Here is a 19,481-nt window from a genome sequence, read left to right as displayed (position 1 = left end):
CCGTGGCAACTGGCCGATCTCACCGACCGGCGACCCGTAGCCGAGGGATTCCCGAGGCCACTGTCGCCAGGCTTCCGCTGTACCTCCGCGCCCTCACCGCGCTCTCCGAGCGCTCGGTGCCCACCGTCTCCTCCGAGGAGCTGGCGGCGGCCGCGGGCGTCAACTCCGCGAAGCTTCGTAAGGACTTCTCCTACCTGGGTTCCTACGGGACCCGGGGTGTGGGCTACGACGTCGAGTATCTCGTGTACCAGATCTCGCGTGAACTCGGCCTCACCCAGGACTGGCCGGTTGTGATCGTCGGCATCGGTAACCTCGGTGCCGCGCTCGCCAACTACGGCGGGTTCGCCTCCCGCGGTTTCCGGGTCGCCGCGCTCATAGACGCCGACCCCGCGATGGCCGGGAAGCCCGTCGCCGGCATCCCGGTGCAGCACACCGACCAGCTCGAGGGGATCATCCAGGGCGAGGGTGTGTCGATCGGCGTGATCGCGACCCCCGCCGGTGCCGCGCAGCAGGTCTGCGACCGGCTGGTGGCCGCCGGTGTCACCTCCATCCTGAACTTCGCGCCGACCGTGCTGACCGTCCCGGACGGTGTCGACGTGCGCAAGGTGGACCTCTCCATCGAGCTGCAGATCCTCGCCTTCCACGAGCAGCGCAAGGCCGGCGAGGTGGCCGCGGCCGGGGCCGTCGTCCCGCCTGTCGGCTCCGGTCCGGAGCCCGTCGCCGCGCGCCGGGCGTCCGCCGCCGGACAGGATGCCGCCACAGACCAGGGGCCCGACGGGGACGTACCCGCGGTGATGCCGACATGAGCCTTCTCGTCGTCGGACTGAGCCACCGCAGCGCGCCGGTCAGCGTGCTGGACCGGGCCTCGCTGAGCATGGACGCGCAGGTCAAGCTGTTGCAGGACACGGTCGCCGCCGAACCGGCCAGTGAGGCCGCGGTGCTCGCCACCTGCAACCGCATCGAGCTGTACGCCGACGTGGACAAGTTCCACGCCGGCGTCGCCGAGCTGTCCACGCTGCTGGCCCAGCACAGCGGGGTCGGCCTGGAGGAGCTCACGCCCTATCTCTACGTGCACTACGAGGACCGCGCCGTCCACCACATGTTCTCGGTGGCCTGCGGGCTGGACTCGATGGTGGTGGGCGAGGGGCAGGTCCTCGGCCAGATCAAGGACGCCCTGGCGCGTGCGCAGGAACTGCACACTGCCGGGCGGCTGATGAACGACGTGTTCCAGCAGTCGCTCCGGGTCGGCAAGCGCGCCCACACGGAGACCGGCATCGACCGCGCCGGGCAGTCCCTGGTGACCTTCGGCCTGGAGCAGCTGGCCGCCGGCTCGCCCGTCGACAGCTGGGCGCGGGGCAAGAAGGCCCTGGTCATCGGTGCCGGATCGATGTCCTCGCTGGCCGCAGCCACGCTCGCGCGGGCCGGTGTCGCCGAGATCGCGATCGCCAACCGCACCGCCGACCGCGCCGAGCGCCTCGTGCAGATCCTCACCGAGGCCGAGCACGCCGAGCACGCTGAGAACACTGAGCACGCCGAGAACACGGGTGTGTCCGCCCGCGCGGTACCGATGGGATCGGTGGCGGACGAACTGACACGTGCAGACATCGTCGTCTCCTGCACCGGCGCGACCGGCCTCGTCCTGACGGCCGACGCGATCGCCGCCGGTGTCGAGGGCCGCGTCGGACAGCAGCCGGAGACGGGACGCGCCGGAGTCACCGCGGCCGTCGGGGCCGCGGAGGCGTCGGCGCACGACGCGCGCAGGGCGCCGACCGCGCGGACGACGGCCCTGCCCCCCGCTCCCATGGCCGCCACCAGCACCGACGAGGACTGCCCGCTGGACCTGGCCTCCGTACCGTCCGGTTTCTCCGTGATGGGCGAGGCGGCCGTCGCCGGTATGGACGCGGCGACGCTGGAGCAGCACGCGGCCTGGGCCGCGAGCGGCGCCGTCGACCGCCGCCAGGGCGGCCGGCGCGGTGCGGGTCCCGAGGCGGACACCGAGCTGATCGGCGCGCTGGCCGCGACCGCGGCGAGCGCCGGCCGGATCCCCGAGCGGCGCCGTCCGGAGCCGGTGGCCGAGCCGCCGCGCCCGGAGCCCGTGCTCTTCCTGCTGGACCTCGCGATGCCGCGCGACGTCGACGCGGCCGCGCACCGCATCCCCGGGGTGCGGCTGGTCGACATCGAGGCGCTCGCGGAGGCGTCGGCGGACGCTCCGATGGCTGCCGATGTGGACCAGGTCCGGCGTATCGTTTCCGACGAGGTCGCGGCGTTCGGGGCGGCGCAGCGCGCCGCGCACATCACGCCGACCGTGGTCGCCCTGCGCACCATGGCCGCGGACGTGGTGGCCGGTGAGCTGGCCCGCCTGGAAGGGCGGCTGCCCGGCCTGGACGACAAGCACCGCGCGGAGATCACCCAGACCGTGCGGCGCGTGGTCGACAAGCTGCTGCACTCGCCGACCGTGCGGGTCAAACAGCTCGCGGCCGAACCCGGCGGCGCCGGTTACGCGGACGCGCTGCGCACCCTGTTCGACCTCGACCCGGAGACGGTGGCCTCCGTCTCCCGCGCCGGGGAAAGCACTGAGAAGAACGTGAAAACCGCGAAGTCCGCACAGAACGCGGGCGACGCAGAAAACCGAGGGCCGGCATGACTGAGAAGGCACTGAGGCTCGGGACCAGGCGGAGCAAGCTCGCCATGTCCCAGTCCGGGCAGGTGGCGGATGCCGTGAGCCAGGTGACCGGACGGCCTGTCGAGCTCGTTCCGATCACCACGTACGGCGACACGTCACGCGAGCATCTCGCGCAGATCGGCGGCACGGGCGTCTTCGTGGCCGCGCTGCGCGAGGCACTGGTGCGCGGCGAGGTGGACTTCGCGGTGCACTCGCTGAAGGACCTGCCGACCGCACCCCACGACGAGCTGGTCCTGGCCGCCGTACCGGAGCGCGAGGATCCGCGGGACGTGATCATCGCGCGGGACGCGCTCAAGTTCACCGACCTGCCGCGCGGCGCCCGTATCGGCACCGGTTCGGCGCGTCGCATGGCCCAGCTGAACGCGTACGCACGCGGCCACGGCATGGAGATCACGACCGTGCCGATCCGCGGCAACGTCGACACCCGGATCGGGTACGTCAAGAGTGGTGAGCTGGACGCCGTCGTGCTGGCCGCCGCCGGGATGAACCGGGTCGGACGCAGCGACGAGGTGACCGACTTCCTGTCGGTCGACACGGTTTTGCCCGCTCCCGGCCAGGGGGCCCTGGCGGTCGAATGCACCGTGCGCAACACGGAGCTGACCGCCGCGCTCGCCGAGCTGGACGACCCGCTCACCCGGGCCGCCGTGACGGCGGAGCGGTCACTGCTCGCTGCCCTGGAAGCCGGCTGCACCGCCCCTGTGGGGGCGCTGGCCGACTTGCTGGCGGACGGGCCGATTGTCAAGGAAATGCGCCTTCGGGGCGTCGTCGGCACGACCGACGGCACCACGCTGGTGCAGCTGTCCACCACCGGTCCCGTGCCCGAGACGCATGAGGCGGCGATGGCGCTCGGTCGCGAACTCGCCACCGAGATGCTCGCGCAGGGCGCGGCCGGTCTGATGGGGGAGCGAGCACATTGAGCCCCACCACCCTTCCACCCCCTCCGGAACACGGGCACGTCACCTTCCTCGGTGCCGGACCCGGGGATCCGGGACTGCTCACTCTGCGCGCCGTGGAGGCGCTGGCGAACGCGGACGTTCTCGTCGCCGAGCACGATGTGCTCGACGTCGTACGCCGGCACGCCAGGCAGGGCGTCGCCGAGGTGCCGACGGACACGGACGCGGCGGACTCCTCCGCGCCGTCCGCTCCGGGCACAGGCACGCCTCAGCTGAAGGTTGTTGACGGAACGTCAACAACCGTCGGCGCCCCCGCGGTGCGGGATGCCGCACATCTTGTCATGGAGGCCGCGCGGGGCGGCAGGCGGGTCGTGCGTGCGGTGTCCGGTGATCCCGGCCTCGACGCGTACGCCACCGAGGAGATGCTGGCGTGCGTGGCGGCCGGGGTGATCTTCGAGGTCGTCCCCGGTATCGCGGCCGCGGTCGGCGTGCCCGCGTACGCCGGTGTGCCGCTGCGGGACGCCGAGGGCGCGGACGTGCGGTTCGTGGACGCGCGTACCGCGTCGGACCGGTGCTGGACCGAGGTCGGGGCGTCGGACGGCACGGTGGTCGTCTCCGCCACGCTGGACTCGGTGGCCGCCGCGGCGGGCGAACTGGTGTCCGCCGGTCGCAAGCCCGACACCTCCCTGACGGTGACGGTCGCCGGTACGACGACCCGGCAGCGGACCTGGACGGCGACGCTCGGCACGATCGCGCAGACGCTGAAGCAGGCGAAGGTGCTGCCGTCGCCCGACGGCGGCCGGCCGGTGATAGCCGTGGTCGGTGAGCGTTCCGCCCCCGCCCAGCGTGACCGGCTCGCGTGGTTCGAGTCCAAGCCGATGTTCGGCTGGAAGGTGCTCGTGCCGCGTACCCGGGAGCAGGCGGCCTCGCTCTCCGACCAGTTGCGGTCCTACGGCGCGGTGCCGCACGAGGTGCCGACCATCGCCGTCGAGCCCCCGCGCACCCCGCAGCAGATGGAGCGCGCGGTCAAGGGCCTGGTGACGGGCCGCTACGAGTGGATCGCCTTCACCTCCGTCAACGCGGTCAAGGCGGTGCGGGAGAAGTTCGAGGAGTACGGTCTCGACGCCCGCGCCTTCGCCGGGATCAAGGTCGCCGCGGTCGGCGACCAGACCGCCAAGGCGCTGATCGACTTCGGCGTGCGGCCGGACCTGCTCCCGAGCGGCGAGCAGTCGGCCCGCGGGCTGGTGGAGGACTGGCCGCCGTACGACCCGGTCTTCGACCCGATCGACCGGGTGTTCCTGCCGCGCGCGGACATCGCCACGGAGACGCTGGTGGCGGGTCTCATCGAGCTGGGCTGGGAGGTCGACGACGTCACGGCGTACCGGACCGTGCGCGCCTCGCCCCCGCCGGCGGAGACGCGGGAGGCCATCAAGGGCGGCGGCTTCGACGCGGTGCTCTTCACCTCGTCGTCGACGGTCCGGAACCTGGTCGGCATCGCGGGCAAGCCGCACAACGTGACGGTCATCGCCTGCATCGGTCCGGCGACGGCGAAGACGGCCGAGGAGCACGGGCTGCGCGTCGACGTCATGGCTCCGGAGCCGTCGGTGCACAAGCTGGCGGCGGCCCTGGCGGACTTCGGTGCGCGTCGCCGGCTGGCGGCGATCGAGGCGGGCGACCCGGTCACCCGCCCGAGCGAACGCCGCCCGGGATCCCGGAGACGCCGGTCGACGACGTGAGCCGCGCGGCGGCGTGAGGCAGTACGCGCGAGGTGGTGGCGGGGTGTTCCGTGAGGGCGCACCCCGCCACTTCTCGTGCGGCCCCTGACGAACGCCCCGCCCGCCCTGGCTCAGGCCGCGGGCCACTCCAGTACGGTCAGCTCGGGCCACTGCCGACGCCAGCGTGCCGTCTTGGCCTCGTACACGGCACGCGGCGCGAGTACCGGGTTGGGGCGCACGACGAGCCGGAACACGTCGGAGAGTCCGTGCGGCGCGTAGACGCGCCACCGGCCACCGGGCTCCAGCCGCACGCCCAGGCAGCAGGTGGTCGCGGCGAAGCTGTCGATCGCCGCCTCGGTCGACGTGTGCGGGGGACACGGGACGCCGAACTTCTGTTCGTACCAGAGGTGGACGCGGGCCTCGTTGCGGACCTCGACCTCGACCTCGGCCTTGGCCGGGAGGTCGGCGAAGGCCTGCGCCGCCGCGCTGATCACCGCGTCCTCCGCCTCCCACGACAGGTCGCGGTCGTCGAAGTAGAAGACGTCGTAGTCCTTGATCCCCTCGGTGGGAGGCCTGTCCGTGACGACGTTCCACACGGTCTGAAAGAGGCAGCCCGCCGTCAGGTACCAGCCGGGCAGATCCAGCGCCGCGGTCCGGTCGAGCACCTCCAGCAGGGTCTCGTTGCGGGACAACGTAGTTCTCAGGGCAGTGAGTTGCTCGTCCAGCGGAAGGCGACCGATCACCGCACATGCCTACCACGACGAAAGCGGGTGCCCTGCGGGCGGCAGGGCGGCCCGTGCGCGTCAGCCCTCCGAGGCATCCGAGGCGTACGGCAGGAAGGTCGCCCAGGTGGTGGGGGCGAGGGTGAGGCGGGGGCCGTTCGGGTTCTTGGAGTCGCGGACGAGGATGGTCTCGGGGGTGGCGGCGACTTCGACGCAGGAGGGGGTGTCTGCACCGCTGTAGCTGCTCTTTATCCACTCGGGCACTGTCCCGTCCCCGGAGTTGGGCTTGAAGCTCATGGCTCTCCCAGCATTTTCTCGATGAAGGCCAGGGACTCTTCGGGGTCGAGGGCCTGGGCTCGGATGATCCCATAGCGGATCTCAAGGACCTGAACGAGTTTCGGGTCGACGATCGCACGGCTGGTGAGCTGCACTTCGTTGTATCCCACGGTGGTGCCGTCCTTGAGTCTGAGCACTCGGAACGGGCCGTCGACCCCGGCGTTTCCCTCACGCCCAAGAGGCATGACCTGGATGTCAACGTTCCGCAACCCGCCCAACCGCAACAGTTGTTCGAGTTGCTTGCGCATCACCATTGTGCCCCCATAGGGGCGCCGTAAAGTCGACTCGCACTGGACGAAGCTGAAGACCGGCAACGCGGCGGCGCCCTCTACGATCTCCTGGCGTGCCGCCCGCGCGGTCACCTGCTGCTCCAACTCCTCCTCCGTGAACGGGGGACGCCGGGAGTTGAATACGGCCCGTGAGTACTCCTCGGTCTGCAACAACCCGTCGATGACCGAGTTGTTGTACGAGCAGATCTCGACGGCTTCCTCCTCCAAGCGCTTCACATCCCGCACCTTCTTGGGGTACCGGACCTCCGCCACATCCTGCTTGAGCGCCGCGATCTTCCCGCTCGCTCCCAGCACCTCGTCCGCCGCGTCCAAGTACTCCGGTCGGGGGATCCGTCGCCCTCGCTCCACCGAGGAGACCAGTTCCTCTCCGTACCCGATGGCCGTCCCGAACTCCGCCTGGGTGAGGCCGGCCGACTCCCGCCACAGCTTCAACTGCCGTACGACCGTCCGCATCACGGCCCCGGCCTCTTCGTCGTCCTGTCCCGCTTCCCACTCGTTCATGTCCGCCACCCTCCCGTCGTGCGCCCTTCCCCGGACCAACTCCGGCTGCCCGCGCCCGGTCACCCCGGGCAGCCCGGACGGAACCGGACACCTCACGGACAGCCGCCGGTCGCACGGGCCATCCGACTTCACACGGTACGCATGCGTGAACACGCTGGGTGATGTGAATCAGGAAATCGCCGCTCCGGGCACTTCGGTCCACCAGTTCACCGTGCCGCTCTCCGCCACCCGCCGGGGTGCTCGTCTCGCCCGCCTGCTTGCCATAGAGCAACTGCGCTCCTGGGAACTCCCGTTGGACCCGGCCCGGCTGATCGTCGCCGAACTCGCCGCGAACGCCGCCGTGCACGGCCGTGTCCCCGGCCGGAGCTTCCGTCTCTCCCTGACGGTCGCCGCGCACGGGGTGTTGCGCATTGAGGTCACCGACGCCCGGGGGGAGAGCCTGCCCACCCACCCGGATGCCTCCTCGGAACCCGCCGAGTCCGGCTACGGCCTGTTGCTGGTCGAGGAACTGGCCGACCGTTGGGGCGTACGCGGTGGTCCGGTGCCGGCCAAGACGGTGTGGGCGGAGCTGGACCTCGCCCGGTGACGGCCGCTCGGCTGCCCGCGGGGAGAGCCCTGCCGGGTCGGTGAACCGCACCGCTCCCTGGGTGGCGCCGGAGCACCGTGGCCGCGTCCCGCCCTCAAGGAATGTCTTGTATATGCGACATCGTGTCGGGTATACATGACACATGGCCGCGACTCGAAGCGCCCGCGAGCCTCGGCGCGTGAACACGCGCATGAGGCTCAAGCGGGTGGCACTCGGCATGACCCAAGCAGACCTGGCCGGACAGGTTGGGGTCACACGGCAGACGATCTCCATGATCGAGGCGGGTACTCACAACCCGACCCTCAGCCTGTGTGTCGCCATCTGCCGGGCACTGGACACCGATCTCAACTCCCTGTTCTGGGAAGAAGGAGCGCACGGACACCATGGATGAGCGTCAGCACATCAAGGCGGGCAGGTCAGCCCTCGTCGCCCTGGGCGCCGTCATGTTCGCAGCCCTCGGGGTGCTCGTCTGGGAGTACATCCGGACCAAGGAGGTGACGAACACCGCGGCGATCCTGGTCCTCGTCGGTGGCGCGGGGGTGTTCGCGCTGGTGCAGCGCGTGCTGGGCGCCGAGGCGCCTCGGTCCCTCATGGGGGTCGAGCTTCCCACCGGTGCGGACGCACCCAGCCGTCGTCAGAGGCGGCGCGCCTACCTGCGCGGGGCGCTCCTGTTCGCCGCGGTTCTCACCGGCCTCAGTCTTGCCGGCCTCGCGCTCGGGGACACGCAGGAGCTGACCTCCGCCCTCCCCTTCGATGTCCAGGGCACACTCGGGCTGGTGGCCCTCCTCAGCGCTGAGTTCCTGGCGCTGTTCGCGGTTTCCTATGCGATCGACTGGGTGCTGGGAGAGTGGAGCTCGAAGGCCGTCGAGCGGCAGTACGCGCGTCTGGACAGCTGACCGCTGAGCCCGTCGCCCACGTCGGCGTCGAGTTGCGGCTCGGCCCGGGAGCCGACGCCCCCTGCATCGGCTGCGTCGCCACCTGGGCCGAGGGGAACCTGACATTGGCGTGTACGGCCGGGGGTGAGTACCTCTTTGGAAAGCGTGAGCAGTCGGCAGGAAAGTGTTGCGTGAGCGCTCAAACGAGCGGCATCCGGACACTGGTGGCCGAAGTGCTCACGCTTCTGGGCAGGTGTTCACGCCCGGGGTGCGAGCGTCCACCTCGACACCGCGCACCGCGAGGCCGCGTCCACCGAGCGGTCACGGCCGTCGTCCTTTTTGTGAGGTGCACTCATGCGAACGCCTTGAGTGAGGTGAGTCAGGGAATTGCCGCACTGTGCACCCGCTTCACCAGTTCACCGTGCCGTCCGTCTCGCCCGGCTGCTCGTCGTCGCACTCGCGGCGACTGTCGGTGGGTGGCCTCCTGCGCTCGGAGTCGTGTCGCTTCAGCACGTGAGAAACCCCGAGGCGTCTGCCTGTTCAGGCAGGGAGCCGCGCTTCGACGATGATCGTGCCCAGCGCTTGACCGGCGGGTGCGGGAAGACACCGGTGTCCAGGATGAAGACGTGGACGGCGATGTGGACCGGTCGACCGCAGCACATCTCCAGTCCCTGGCCCCACTTCTCCATTCAGCGGCGTTCGCGAGCTGTCCCGTGTCGTTCTCGCCGACGAGCCTTGGACCGGAGAGGGTGTGCGCGTGCTCCGAGGGCCGCAGGGCTGAGCTTCGGGGCGTGGAAGGCCGCGTGCTCGGGTGGTCACAGGCGGGCACCTCGTGCGAGGTTCCTCACCGGCAGAGTTCGTCGATGCCGTCGGTGAAGGTGGGGAATTCGGCGCGGGCCTCGGTGATGATGTCCCGGGCCGGACGGCGCGGGGTGGTGGCGTGGCGTTCGGCGAGTTCGGTGAGCTCCAGGTTCGGGCGTGCCTCGTGCTCCTCGTACAGCACGGACTCCAGCGGTCCGGTGCCGTCGGCCAGTACCCACAGGAAGTCGGACAGGTTCCCGGCCACGACGCCGCACTCACCTTCCGAGCCCATGAACACCACGGGCTGCTCGGTGAGGGGGCGACCGGGCCGTCCGTACCAGACGGCCGCGAGACCACCGGCGCCGTTCTGGCCGAAGACCCGGTAGGCATCGCCGTCGACATCGGGGTTTCCGGTCCACTGGCGCAGCCAGCCGGTGGTCTCCTCGGCCGAGTAGAAAACGTCGTAGGGATCGAAGTCGATCCCGTCACCGTCGGCGTAGTCGAATTCGGCGCGGGCCACGTCGGCGAGGGCGGGCGGAAGGCAGCGGTCTTCACCGGTCATTTCGTTCACGGGCGTACCGTAGCCGTCCACGCTGACATTCGACCTTCGCATCGGCGTCCCGGACAGGCGGCCCGTCGACGCCGGTCAGCCGGTGAAGCCCTGTTCGGTCAGGGCCTTTTCTATGCGGGCGCGGTGGTTTGACTCCCAGGTGTCGAGGGATTCCTCGGCCTCCTTGGCGAGCTTCGTCCGAGCTGCCGTGAGGATGTCCTCCTCGCGTGCGGCGGGGACGACGACGATGCACTCCTCGTCGGCGACCACGATGTCCCCGGGGTGCACCAGGACGCCGCCGGCCCGGGCCGGCTCACCGAGCGCGCCGATCTTCTCCTTGGTGCCGGGGATCGGGATGACGCCGCGCGCGAAGACCGGGAAGCCGGCCTCGCGCACCTCGCCGAGGTCGCGGATGACACCGTCGACCACGAAGGCCGCGACGCCCCGGCGCCGGGCGACGGCACAGACGTTGCCGCCGGCGAGGGCGTGGTCCACGTCGCCCGACTCCACGACGATGACCGAGCCCGGCGCGGCCCGGTAGATCGCGGCGTGCAGCATCAGGTTGTCGCCGGGCTCGCACCGCACCGTGTACGCGGGCCCCGCGACGCGCGGTGCGTTCCACAGCGGGCGGATGCCGATGTCCATGACCTGCGCGCGGCCCAGCAGGTCGGCGAGGGTGGTGGGGGAACGTGCGTGAATGCCTGGTTCATCGCTTCCTCTGTTTCAAGGACGTGTTTCGAAGACGTCGCGGTCAGGGATCGGAGCGTACGGGAACCGGCTACGGCGTCAGGTGAGGATGACGAGTTGTCGGGTCGTTCTGGTCATTGCGACGTAGCGGTCGACGGCTCCCTCGATGCCCTCGCCGAACGAGTCCGGGTCGACGAGGACGACCAGGTCGAACTCCAGGCCCTTGGACAGTTCCGGGGTCAGGGACAGGACGCGGGGCGTGGAGCGGAACGTGGGATGGCCGATGACGCAGGCGATTCCGTCGTCGTGGGCGGTGAGCCAGGTGTCGAGGATCGAGGCCAGGTCGGAGAGGGGGCCGTGGACGACGGGGATGCCGTTGCTGCGGATGGAGGTCGGGACGTTGGCGTCCGGGAGGGCGGCGCGGATGACCGGCTCGGCCTCCGTCATGACCTCTTCCGGTGTGCGGTAGTTGATGTTCAGGGTGGCCACGTCGACGCGGTTGAGGCCGACTCGTCGGAGTCGTTCCCGCCAGGACTCGGTGAAGCCGTGCCTGGCCTGGGCGCGGTCGCCGACGACGGTGAAGCTGCGGGACGGGCAGCGCAGGAGCAGCATCTGCCATTGGGCGTCGGTCAGTTCCTGGGCCTCGTCGACGACGATGTGGGCGAACGGGCCGGCGAGCGCGTCCGGTTCGGGGGTGGGCAGGGCGCTCTCGTCGATCAGGGTGTCCTGGAGGTCCCGTCCGTGCAGCATGGTCACCGCGCCCTCGCCGTCGTCGTCGGAGGCGATGACGTTGTCGATGACGGCGGCCATCCGCTCGCGCTGGGCGGCGACCGAGGCGTCGTGGCGGCGCTTGCGCAGGGACGCCTTCGGGTCGCCGAGCCGCTGCCGGGCCGCGTCCAGGAGGGGCAGGTCGGACACCGTCCAGGCCTGGGCGTCCGCGCGCTGGAGTGCGCGTACCTCGTCGGGGGCGAGCCAGGGGGCGCACAGGCGCAGGTAGGCGGGGACCGACCAGAGGTCGGAGACGAGGTCGGTGGGTTCGAGGAGGGGCCAGGCGTTGTTGAGGGCGGTGAGCAGCTGCTTGTTCTGGGCCAGGGCCTTGCGGAACAGGGTGGGGGAGACATCGTCGCGGCTCTGCCTGTCCAGCAGCATCGTGACCAGCTCGTCCCAGATGTGGTCGCGTGCCTCGTTGTGCGGGATGCCCGGTTCCGCCGCCTCGAAGGCCTCGGCCCAGTCGTCGGCGGTCAGGAGGACGTCCGACCAGGGGGTGGTGACCGTCATGGCCCGGGTGGGCGGCTCCTCGTAGAAGCGGACGGCGGTCTCGATCGCCTTCACCAGGTCCGCGGACGATTTCAGGCGGGCCGCCTCCGGGTCGGTCTCGGCCGTTGCCGCGGCCCCCTCGGGGACGAGGTCCCGCAGGGTGCAGGTCTGCACGCCCTCCTCGCCGAGGCCGGGCAGGACGTCGGCGACGTAGGCCAGGTAGGGCTGGTGCGGGCCGACGAACAGCACGCCGCCCCTGCGGTGTCCGAGGCGGGGGTCGGAGTAGAGGAGGTACGCGGAGCGGTGCAGGGCGACGACGGTCTTGCCCGTACCCGGGCCGCCGTCGACGACGAGCGCGCCGCGCGAGCCCGCGCGGATGACGGCGTCCTGGTCGGCCTGGATGGTGCCGAGCACGTCCCGCATCCGGGCCGACCGGTTGCCGCCCAGACTGGCGATGAAGGCGGAGTGGTCGTCGAGCGCGGCGTGCCCTTCCAGCCCGTCGGCGGTGAACACCTCGTCCCAGTAGTCGCTGATGCGGCCACCGGTCCAGCGGTACCTGCGGCGGCTCGCGAGACCCATCGGGTGGGCGTGGGTCGCCGCGAAGAACGGTTCGGCGGCGGGGGAACGCCAGTCGAGCAGCAGGCGACGGCCCGCGTTGTCGGTGAGGCCGAGCCGGCCGATGTACACGGGCTCGCCGTCGTCCGCGCCGACGACGTGCCCGAGGCACAGGTCCAGGCCGAAGCGGCGCAGGGCGCGCAGGCGGGAGGTCAGCCGGTGCACCTCGATGTCCCGGTCCATGGCCTCCCGGCCGACCCCGCCGGGCGCCCTGAGGGTGGCGTCGCGGCGGTCGGAGAGCTCGGTGATCGTCTGCTCGAGGCTCTCCGCGAGGGCCGCGAAGTGCTGTTCGTCCCCGGCGATCAGGTGCGGGTCGGCTTTGGCGGAGAGGCGTTCGGGGAGGGCGAACACACTGGTCATCGGGTGGTTCATCGGGTTCACGGTCAGTGATTCTGCGCCATGACGGGGGCCTTGCCGCAAGCCCCCCGGTGCGCTATAGGTTGAGAGTGGCAGGGAGTGGGTTCGCCTCCTTGCCTTTTTGTTTTCCCGCAGCCCTCGCGTGGCGTTCCACCACCGGCCCTCGTCGTCGCTTCGATGTCGCCTTTTCGATCCGCACCGCGGAGAGGCAGTACCTTCTTCGCCGTGGAGCGGCGCCTCGTGTGCGCCTGGTGTGGGCTTCGGGTGCGTCTCGTGTGCTCACGTCCTTCACCCCCTGTGCCCGGACGGCCCTGTTACCCACTTTCAGGGGAACGGCAGGGTGGCGCGTGCGGTGGCGTGGCGGGGCGTGGGCCTGGTGGAACGGTGATGGACCCGGACAGGCCACGGGTCGGTGTGCGGTGCATCGATCCGAACCCCGTATTCGAACGATGTGTGTGCATCTGGCAACCGAGTGTTTCGGACATGTCTGTATTAGGTCACCTGTGGCGGGACTTCCTGTGAAAGGGGCTGTCGTGGCGGCAGGGTGTGAGACCTCGGCAGCCAGCCGGGACGTACCACTCGGAGAGCGCCGCCCGTCCGTACCCGGGGCGGGTCGGCGCACCAATGCGAAGGGGACCGCATGTCTGCTTCTTCCGCCGCTCGCCGTCTGACCGCCGTCGCCCTGGTGACCGGTTCCGTCGTGGCGGCCGCCGCCCTGCCGGCGTCCGCCGTCCAGGACAGGGCCCCCGACCGCCGGCAGGTCGTCATCAGCGCCGTCCAGTACAACGCTCCCGGCCCGGACACCCGCAGCAACCGTTCGCTGAACGGCGAGTGGGTGAACATCACCAACCGGTCCCGCCACAGCGTCGACCTGAGGGGCTGGACCCTGCGCAACAGCAAGGGCGACAAGTACACCTTCCGCCACCTGCGGTTGAACGGCCGCTCGACGGTCAAGGTGCACACGGGTTCCGGCCGTGACACCCGCCACGACGTCTACCAGGACCGCCGCCACCACATCTGGGACAACCGCTCCGACCGGGCCACCCTGTCGGACCGCCGTGGCTCGGTCGTCGACACCGAGAGCTGGGGCCGTGGTCGCAGCCATGACCGCGACCGTGACCGTGACCGCGGCTACGACCGTGACCGCGGCTACGACCGCGACCGTGGCGACAACCGTGGCCGTGGCCACGACCGTGACCGTGGCGACAACCGTGACCGTGGTCACGACCGTGACCGCGGCCACGACCGCAGCAACAACCGGGCCGACGAGCGCGGTAACGACAACGGGCGCCACCAGCGCTGATTCACCGCCCCGAGGGCGTGTCACGGCAGCCGGCCGTGACACGCCCTCGGGCGTTTTCCGGGCCAGGGCCCGGACCGGGGCGGTCCGGGCGCACGGCCGGCAGCTCGGTCAGGCCACGGTGCGGATCAGCTTCTTGTTGACGAACTCCTCGGTGCCCGGGCGGCCGAGTTCGCGGCCGAAGCCGGAGCGCTTGATGCCGCCGAAGGGCAGTTCCGCGCCCTCGGCGCCGACGCCGTTGACGAAGACCATGCCGGCCTCGATGCGGTCGGCGACGCGTTCGGCCTGGGCGGGGTCGGTGGTGAAGACGTAGGAGCCGAGGCCGTAGGGGGTGTCGTTGGCGATGCGGACGGCGTCGTCCTCGTCGGCGGCCGGGAAGACCATGGCGACCGGGCCGAAGAGTTCCCGGCGGGCGGCGGTGTGGTCGGTGGTGAGGCCCGTGAGGACCCCGGCCGGGAAGTAGGCGCCGTGCCGCTCGCCCTCGGTGTGCAGGGTGGCGCCCTCGGCGACGGCCTCGTCGACCTGGCGGCCCAGGTTCTCGGCGGCGGCGGCCGACGACAGGGGAGCGCCGGTCGCGCCGGCGAGCAGGCGGGCGGTGAACTTCTCGACGAACGCGTCGTAGAGGTCCTGGACGACGACGAACCGCTTGGCGGCGTTGCAGGCCTGGCCGGTGTTGTCCAGGCGGGCGGCGACGGCGGCGTCGACGACCGCGTCGAGGTCGTCGGTGGACAGCACGAGGAACGGGTCCGAGCCGCCGAGTTCGAGGACGACCTTCTTCAGGTGGCGTCCGGCGATCTCGGCGACGGCGGAACCGGCCCGCTCCGAGCCGGTGAGCGAGACGCCCTGGACGCGCGGGTCGGCGATGACCTCGGCGATCTGCTCGTTGGTGGCGTAGAGGTTGACGTACGCGCCCTCCGGGAAGCCCGCCTTGGTGAACAGCCGCTCCAGCAGTGCAGCGGTGGCCGGACACTGCGGGGCGTGCTTGAGGACGATGGTGTTGCCGAGGGCGAGGTTCGGGGCGGCGAAGCGGGCCACCTGGTAGGCCGGGAAGTTCCACGGCATGATCCCGAGCAGGACGCCCAGCGGGCTGCGCCGGATGACGGCGCTGCCGGGGCCGGAGGTGACGTCGAGCGGTTCGTCGGCGAGGAACTCCTCGGCGTGGTCGGCGTAGTAGCGGTAGATGTCGACGCAGAAGTCGACCTCGCCCTCGGCCTCCGCGAGCGGCTTGCCCATCTCGCGCACGATGCTCGCCGCCAGCTCGGCCCGGTGCTCCGCGTGGAGGTCGCCGAGCCGGCGCAGCAGGGTGGAGCGTTCGGCGACGGTGCTGGTACGGCCCCACGCGGTGGCGGCGTGGGCGGCGGTGAGGGCCGCCTCGACCTCGGCCTCACCGGCGGTCGGGTAGAGCTCGGCGACTTCGCCGGTGGTGGGGTCGGTGACGGCGTACATCAGTGCTCCAGTGCTCCGGGGGAGAGGAAGAGTGAGGAGAGGGGTGCGGGTGGGGCTCCGGGGTGGCTGAGGCGGCACAGGGCGGCCGCGCACAGGGGAGTGTGTGCCCTGGTGCCTCATTGTCCGATTGTCTTATTGGTCGTTCACTCAATAACATTCCCGGTCATGACGTCAAGGGGTCCGGAAAAGCGTGTCCGCAAGGCGCCGGCCGAGCGCCGCAGCGAGATGGTCACCGCCGCCGCACGGGTCGGGCTCGCTGAAGGGCTGGAGTGCGTCACCCTGCGCCGGGTCGCCGACGAGCTCGGCGTCCGGCCCGGGCTCGTCGGCCACTACTTCCCCGCGGCCGACAGGCTCGTCGCCGAGGCCTTCACCAGCGCCACCCTGGCGGAGCTCGACGGTCTGCTGCCGGAGCTGCCCGCCGGCCCGGGCCCCGACTCCGGCCCCGGCGTTGCGGTGCGCGCGCTGCGGCGGCTCTTCTCGCTCACCTCGAGCGCCGACTTCGACGACGTCAGCAGGCTCTGGCTCAACGCCCGGCACCTGGCGCGCTACCGTCCCGTCCTCCGCGAGCACGTCGTCGAGCAGGACCTGCTCTGGTGCCGGCGTATCGAGCGGGTGGTCGCCACCGGGGTGGCGGCGGGAGACTTCCGCTGCGCCGACCCCTGGGCGTCCGCCGTCCGCATCCACGTCGCGATCGACGGGACCAGCGCCTACGTCAACACCGGCGTGGGGCACCGGGCCGCCCCGATCGCGGACATGGCCCGTACCCTCGCGGAGGCCGAGCTGGGGCTGGCGTCCGGAGCCCTCGGGCCGCACTGACGGCGAGCCGGGCCGACTCGGCGTCGGTAAAGGTACGGGGCGGGCGGGCGTAGCGTGGGAGGTATGACGACGTACGGATCTTTTCCCGGTACCCGGCCCCGGCGTCTGCGCACCAGCCCCGCCATGCGCCGGATGGTCGCCGAGACGCGGTTGCACCCCGCCGACCTCATCCTCCCGGCCTTCGTCCGCGAGGGGGTCACCGAGCCGGTGCCGATCGAGGCGATGCCGGGGGTGGTGCAGCACACGCGCGACACCCTGAAGAAGGCGGCGGCCGAGGCCGTGGCGGCCGGAGTCTCCGGGATCATGCTGTTCGGGGTTCCGGAGGAGTCGAAGAAGGACGCCCTGGGCACGGCGGGCACCGACCCGGACGGGATTCTCCAGGTCGCCCTGCGGGACGTGCGGGCCGAGGTCGGCGACGACCTGCTCGTCATGTCCGACCTCTGTCTCGACGAGACGACGGACCACGGGCACTGCGGGGTGCTGGACGACCAGGGGCGGGTCGACAACGACGCGACCCTCGAGCGGTACGCCGAGATGGCGCAGGTGCAGGCCGACGCGGGCGCCCATGTCGTGGGGCCCAGCGGGATGATGGACGGGCAGATCGGCGTCATCCGTGACGCTCTCGACCAGATCGGCCGCGAGGACGTCGCGATCCTCGCCTACACCGCCAAGTACGCCTCCGCCTTCTACGGGCCGTTCCGTGAGGCCGTCGGTTCGTCGCTGCGGGGCGACCGCAAGACGTATCAGCAGGACCCGGCCAACGTCCGTGAGTCGATGCGGGAGTTGGCGCTGGACCTGGCGGAGGGCGCCGACCTGGTGATGGTCAAGCCGGCGGGTCCGTATCTGGACATCCTCGCCCGGGTCGCCGACGCCGTGGACGTGCCGGTGGCCGCGTACCAGATCTCCGGTGAGTACTCGATGATCGAGGCCGCCGCAGAGAAGGGCTGGATCGACCGCGACCGGGCGATCCTGGAGACCCTGACCGGCATCAGGCGGGCCGGCGCGCAGAACATCCTCACCTACTGGGCCACCGAAGTCGCCCGGAAGCTGGGGGAGTAGCTCAGCCCACGGTGGTCTCGAGGCAGGACCGGCTCCGCTGCGTCCGGCCGGACGCAGCGGAGCCGGTCGATCGCGTGAACGGCCGCGGCCCGTCCTCTCCTCCCGAGGAGAGGACGGGCCGCGGCTCGTGCGTCGGTGCGGGTCAGAGCCGCTCGGGGGTCCGGATGCCCAGCAGGGCCATGCCCCGGTGCAGGGTGCGGGCCGTGATGTCGCACAGGAACAGGCGGTTGGCCACCTGCTCGGGCGACTCGGCCTTCAGCACCGGGCACTTGTCGTAGAACGACGTGTACAGGGACGCCAGCTGGTACAGGTAGGCGGCCAGCTTGTGCGGGGCGTACTCCCGCGCCGCGTCCGCCACCGTCTCCGCGAACCCGTCCAGGTGCAGGCCCAGCGCCCGCTCGGCCTCGTGCAGGGCCAACTCCGGGTGCGCCGAGGGGCGTACGCCGTCGGGGGCCTTGCGCAGGATCGACTGGATACGGGCGTAGGCGTACTGGAGGTAGACGGACGTGTCGCCGTTCAGGGAGACCATCTGGTCGAGGTCGAACTTGTAGTCCCGGTTCGGCGACGTCGACAGGTCCGCGTACTTCACGGCTCCGATGCCGACCTGCGCGGCCCGCTCCCGGATCTCGTCCTCGGTGAGGTCCCGCGCCTTCTCCCGCACGACCTCCGCGGCCCGCTGCACCGCCTCGTCCAGCAGGTCCTCCAGCCGCACGGTCTCGCCCTCACGCGTCTTGAACGGCTTGCCGTCCGCGCCGAGCACCGTGCCGTAGCCCATGTTGTGCGCGGTGACGTCGTCGCTGAGCCAGCCGGCCCGGCGGGCCGTCTCGAAGACCATCCTGAAGTGCAGCGACTGGCGCACGTCGACGACGTACAGCAGCGTGGTCGCGTGCAGGTCGACGACGCGGTCGCGGATCGCCGTCAGGTCCGAGGCCGCGTAGCCGAAACCGCCGTCGGCCTTCTGCACGATCAGCGGGACCGGCTGGTCGTCCTTGCCGCGGATCTCGTCGAAGAACACCACGAGCGCGCCCTCGGAACGCACCGCGACGCCCATCTCCTCCAGGAGCCGGGCGGTCTCGGGCATGCCCTCGTTGTACGCGGACTCCCCGACGATCTCCTCGTCGCGGACCTCCATGTCGAGCTTCTCGAAGACGGAGTAGAAGTAGACCTTCGACTCGTCCACGAACTGCTGCCACAGCTCGAGCGTCTCCTTGTCACCGGACTGGAGGGCGACGACCCGCTTGCGGGCCCGCTCCTTGAACTCGTCGTCCGAGTCGAAGAGCGCGCGCGACGCCTTGTACACGCGGTTCAGGTTGCTCATGGCCTGCGTGCCGTCGACCTCGTCCGCGGGGGCCAGCTCACCCGGGTGCTCGAACAGGTACTGGATGAGCATGCCGAACTGGGTGCCCCAGTCGCCGATGTGGTGCCGGCCGATCGTCTTCTCGCCGGTGAAGTCGAGCAGGGCGCGCAGGGCGTCGCCGATGACCGCCGACCGCAGGTGACCGACGTGCATCTCCTTCGCCACGTTCGGCTGGGCGTAGTCGACGACCGTGACGCCCGCGTTCTCCTTCAGCGGCACGCCGAGGCGCTCGCCGTCCGCGTGCCGCGCGGCGAGGTTCCCGGTGATCGCCCGGTCGGCGACGGTGATGTTGAGGAAGCCGGGGCCGGAGACCTCGACGTCCTTGATCAGGTCACCGGTCGTGAGGTGCGCCACGACCTCGGTGGCCAGCTCCCGCGGGTTGGCCTTCGCCTTCTTGGCCAGCGCCAGGATGCCGTTGGCCTGGTAGTCCGCCCGGTCGCTTCGTCGCAGCAGCGGGTCCGCGGACGCCTCCGGCCGGGTGGCGGAGAGGGCGGACGAGAGCTGCTGGTTGACGAGATCGGTGAGCGATGTGACCGAGGCCATAGGAGGGGGTGCCCGTTCTCCTCGTGGGTTCAGATAGACCTGGTCAGTATCCCACGGGTGGCACGGCGTTTTCCTGGCCGCGGGCCGGCGGG

General features: G+C 71.0%; 18 protein-coding genes. 10 read left to right on the top strand and 8 right to left on the bottom strand.

The genetic code is table 11. The features are described 5' to 3' along the window. The first annotated feature begins 2 nt into the window (after positions 1-2). From PYS65_RS15730 to PYS65_RS15715, 4 genes are read left to right on the top strand one after another with little or no spacing between them, the layout of a single operon-like run. On the top strand, positions 3-806 hold the full coding sequence (locus tag PYS65_RS15730; RefSeq protein WP_279334580.1) for a redox-sensing transcriptional repressor Rex: 804 nt from the start codon (positions 3-5) through the stop codon (positions 804-806). Then, positions 803-2,644, top strand: coding sequence for a glutamyl-tRNA reductase (locus PYS65_RS15725; RefSeq protein WP_279334579.1), 1,842 nt, complete (start codon positions 803-805; stop codon positions 2,642-2,644). Before PYS65_RS15730 ends, PYS65_RS15725 begins: the two co-directional genes overlap by 4 nt. Continuing rightward, on the top strand, positions 2,641-3,600 hold the full coding sequence (gene hemC, locus PYS65_RS15720; RefSeq protein ID WP_279334578.1) for a hydroxymethylbilane synthase: 960 nt from the start codon (positions 2,641-2,643) through the stop codon (positions 3,598-3,600). The genes PYS65_RS15725 and hemC overlap by 4 nt, the downstream gene beginning before the upstream one ends. Next, positions 3,597-5,312 carry a bifunctional uroporphyrinogen-III C-methyltransferase/uroporphyrinogen-III synthase gene (locus PYS65_RS15715; RefSeq protein WP_279334577.1) on the top strand — a complete coding sequence of 572 codons (1,716 nt, stop codon included), beginning with the start codon at positions 3,597-3,599 and terminating at the stop codon, positions 5,310-5,312. The genes hemC and PYS65_RS15715 overlap by 4 nt, the downstream gene beginning before the upstream one ends. A 110-nt stretch (positions 5,313-5,422) precedes the next feature. Here the strand turns inward: PYS65_RS15715 and PYS65_RS15710 are convergent, their stop codons facing one another. Genes PYS65_RS15710 through PYS65_RS15700 form a run of 3 tightly spaced genes read right to left on the bottom strand, consistent with a single transcriptional unit; the run spans position 5,423 to position 7,140 of the window. Beyond that, positions 5,423-6,034 (bottom strand): nucleotidyltransferase family protein, encoded by a 612-nt coding sequence (locus PYS65_RS15710; RefSeq protein WP_279334576.1) that lies wholly within the window; start codon positions 6,032-6,034, stop codon positions 5,423-5,425. A 60-nt stretch (positions 6,035-6,094) separates the two neighbouring features. Continuing rightward, a complete protein-coding gene (locus PYS65_RS15705; RefSeq protein WP_279334575.1) occupies positions 6,095-6,310 on the bottom strand; it encodes a DUF397 domain-containing protein in 216 nt (71 codons plus the stop codon). Beyond that, entirely contained in the window at positions 6,307-7,140 is an 834-nt protein-coding gene (locus PYS65_RS15700) for a helix-turn-helix domain-containing protein (protein ID WP_279334574.1), read from the bottom strand. The genes PYS65_RS15705 and PYS65_RS15700 overlap by 4 nt, the downstream gene beginning before the upstream one ends. A gap of 163 nt (positions 7,141-7,303) precedes the next feature. On the opposite strand from PYS65_RS15700, the gene PYS65_RS15695 reads away from it, so the two are divergent. The 3 genes from PYS65_RS15695 (at position 7,304) to PYS65_RS15685 (ending at position 8,622) form a co-directional block, all read left to right on the top strand. Further along, the gene (locus PYS65_RS15695; protein WP_279334573.1) at positions 7,304-7,726 is read left to right on the top strand and encodes an ATP-binding protein; all 423 of its coding nucleotides are present in this window, start codon (positions 7,304-7,306) and stop codon (positions 7,724-7,726) included. A gap of 178 nt (positions 7,727-7,904) precedes the next feature. After that, complete coding sequence (locus PYS65_RS15690; protein WP_279334572.1) at positions 7,905-8,117, top strand: helix-turn-helix transcriptional regulator; 213 nt, start codon at positions 7,905-7,907, stop codon at positions 8,115-8,117. After that, entirely contained in the window at positions 8,110-8,622 is a 513-nt protein-coding gene (locus PYS65_RS15685; RefSeq protein WP_279334571.1) for a hypothetical protein, read from the top strand. Before PYS65_RS15690 ends, PYS65_RS15685 begins: the two co-directional genes overlap by 8 nt. An 823-nt stretch (positions 8,623-9,445) precedes the next feature. Here the strand turns inward: PYS65_RS15685 and PYS65_RS15680 are convergent. The 3 genes from PYS65_RS15680 to helR all read right to left on the bottom strand — a co-directional run bounded on the left by PYS65_RS15680 (position 9,446) and on the right by helR (position 12,883). Then, entirely contained in the window at positions 9,446-9,973 is a 528-nt protein-coding gene (locus PYS65_RS15680; RefSeq protein WP_279334570.1) for an SMI1/KNR4 family protein, read from the bottom strand. 75 nt (positions 9,974-10,048) lie between these two features. After that, complete coding sequence (locus PYS65_RS15675) at positions 10,049-10,651, bottom strand: RraA family protein (RefSeq protein WP_279337964.1); 603 nt, start codon at positions 10,649-10,651, stop codon at positions 10,049-10,051. Positions 10,652-10,738: 87 nt separating this feature from the next. Then, positions 10,739-12,883 carry an RNA polymerase recycling motor ATPase HelR gene (gene helR, locus PYS65_RS15670; RefSeq protein WP_279334569.1) on the bottom strand — a complete coding sequence of 715 codons (2,145 nt, stop codon included), beginning with the start codon at positions 12,881-12,883 and terminating at the stop codon, positions 10,739-10,741. 625 nt (positions 12,884-13,508) lie between these two features. Between helR and PYS65_RS15665 the strand changes: the two genes are divergently transcribed. Continuing rightward, positions 13,509-14,171 (top strand): lamin tail domain-containing protein, encoded by a 663-nt coding sequence (locus tag PYS65_RS15665; RefSeq protein ID WP_341483687.1) that lies wholly within the window; start codon positions 13,509-13,511, stop codon positions 14,169-14,171. Positions 14,172-14,279: 108 nt separating this feature from the next. On the opposite strand, the gene PYS65_RS15660 is transcribed toward PYS65_RS15665, so the two are convergent. Further along, entirely contained in the window at positions 14,280-15,614 is a 1,335-nt protein-coding gene (locus tag PYS65_RS15660) for an NAD-dependent succinate-semialdehyde dehydrogenase (protein WP_279334568.1), read from the bottom strand. A gap of 165 nt (positions 15,615-15,779) precedes the next feature. Between PYS65_RS15660 and PYS65_RS15655 the strand changes: the two genes are divergently transcribed. Both PYS65_RS15655 and hemB read left to right on the top strand, forming a co-directional pair. Further along, the gene (locus PYS65_RS15655) at positions 15,780-16,430 is read left to right on the top strand and encodes a TetR/AcrR family transcriptional regulator (RefSeq protein WP_279334567.1); all 651 of its coding nucleotides are present in this window, start codon (positions 15,780-15,782) and stop codon (positions 16,428-16,430) included. A gap of 63 nt (positions 16,431-16,493) precedes the next feature. Next, a complete protein-coding gene (gene hemB, locus PYS65_RS15650; protein ID WP_279334566.1) occupies positions 16,494-17,489 on the top strand; it encodes a porphobilinogen synthase in 996 nt (331 codons plus the stop codon). A 142-nt stretch (positions 17,490-17,631) separates the two neighbouring features. Here hemB and argS read toward each other — a convergent pair whose 3' ends face one another. Further along, positions 17,632-19,389, bottom strand: a complete 1,758-nt coding sequence (argS, locus tag PYS65_RS15645; RefSeq protein WP_279334565.1) for an arginine--tRNA ligase — start codon at positions 19,387-19,389, stop codon at positions 17,632-17,634. Positions 19,390-19,481: the final 92 nt, after the last annotated feature.

Origin of the sequence: Streptomyces cathayae, assembly GCF_029760955.1 — a bacterium.
GTDB classification, from domain to species: Bacteria; Actinomycetota; Actinomycetes; order Streptomycetales; family Streptomycetaceae; genus Streptomyces; species Streptomyces cathayae.
This window is presented reverse-complemented; position numbering and strand designations above follow the sequence as displayed.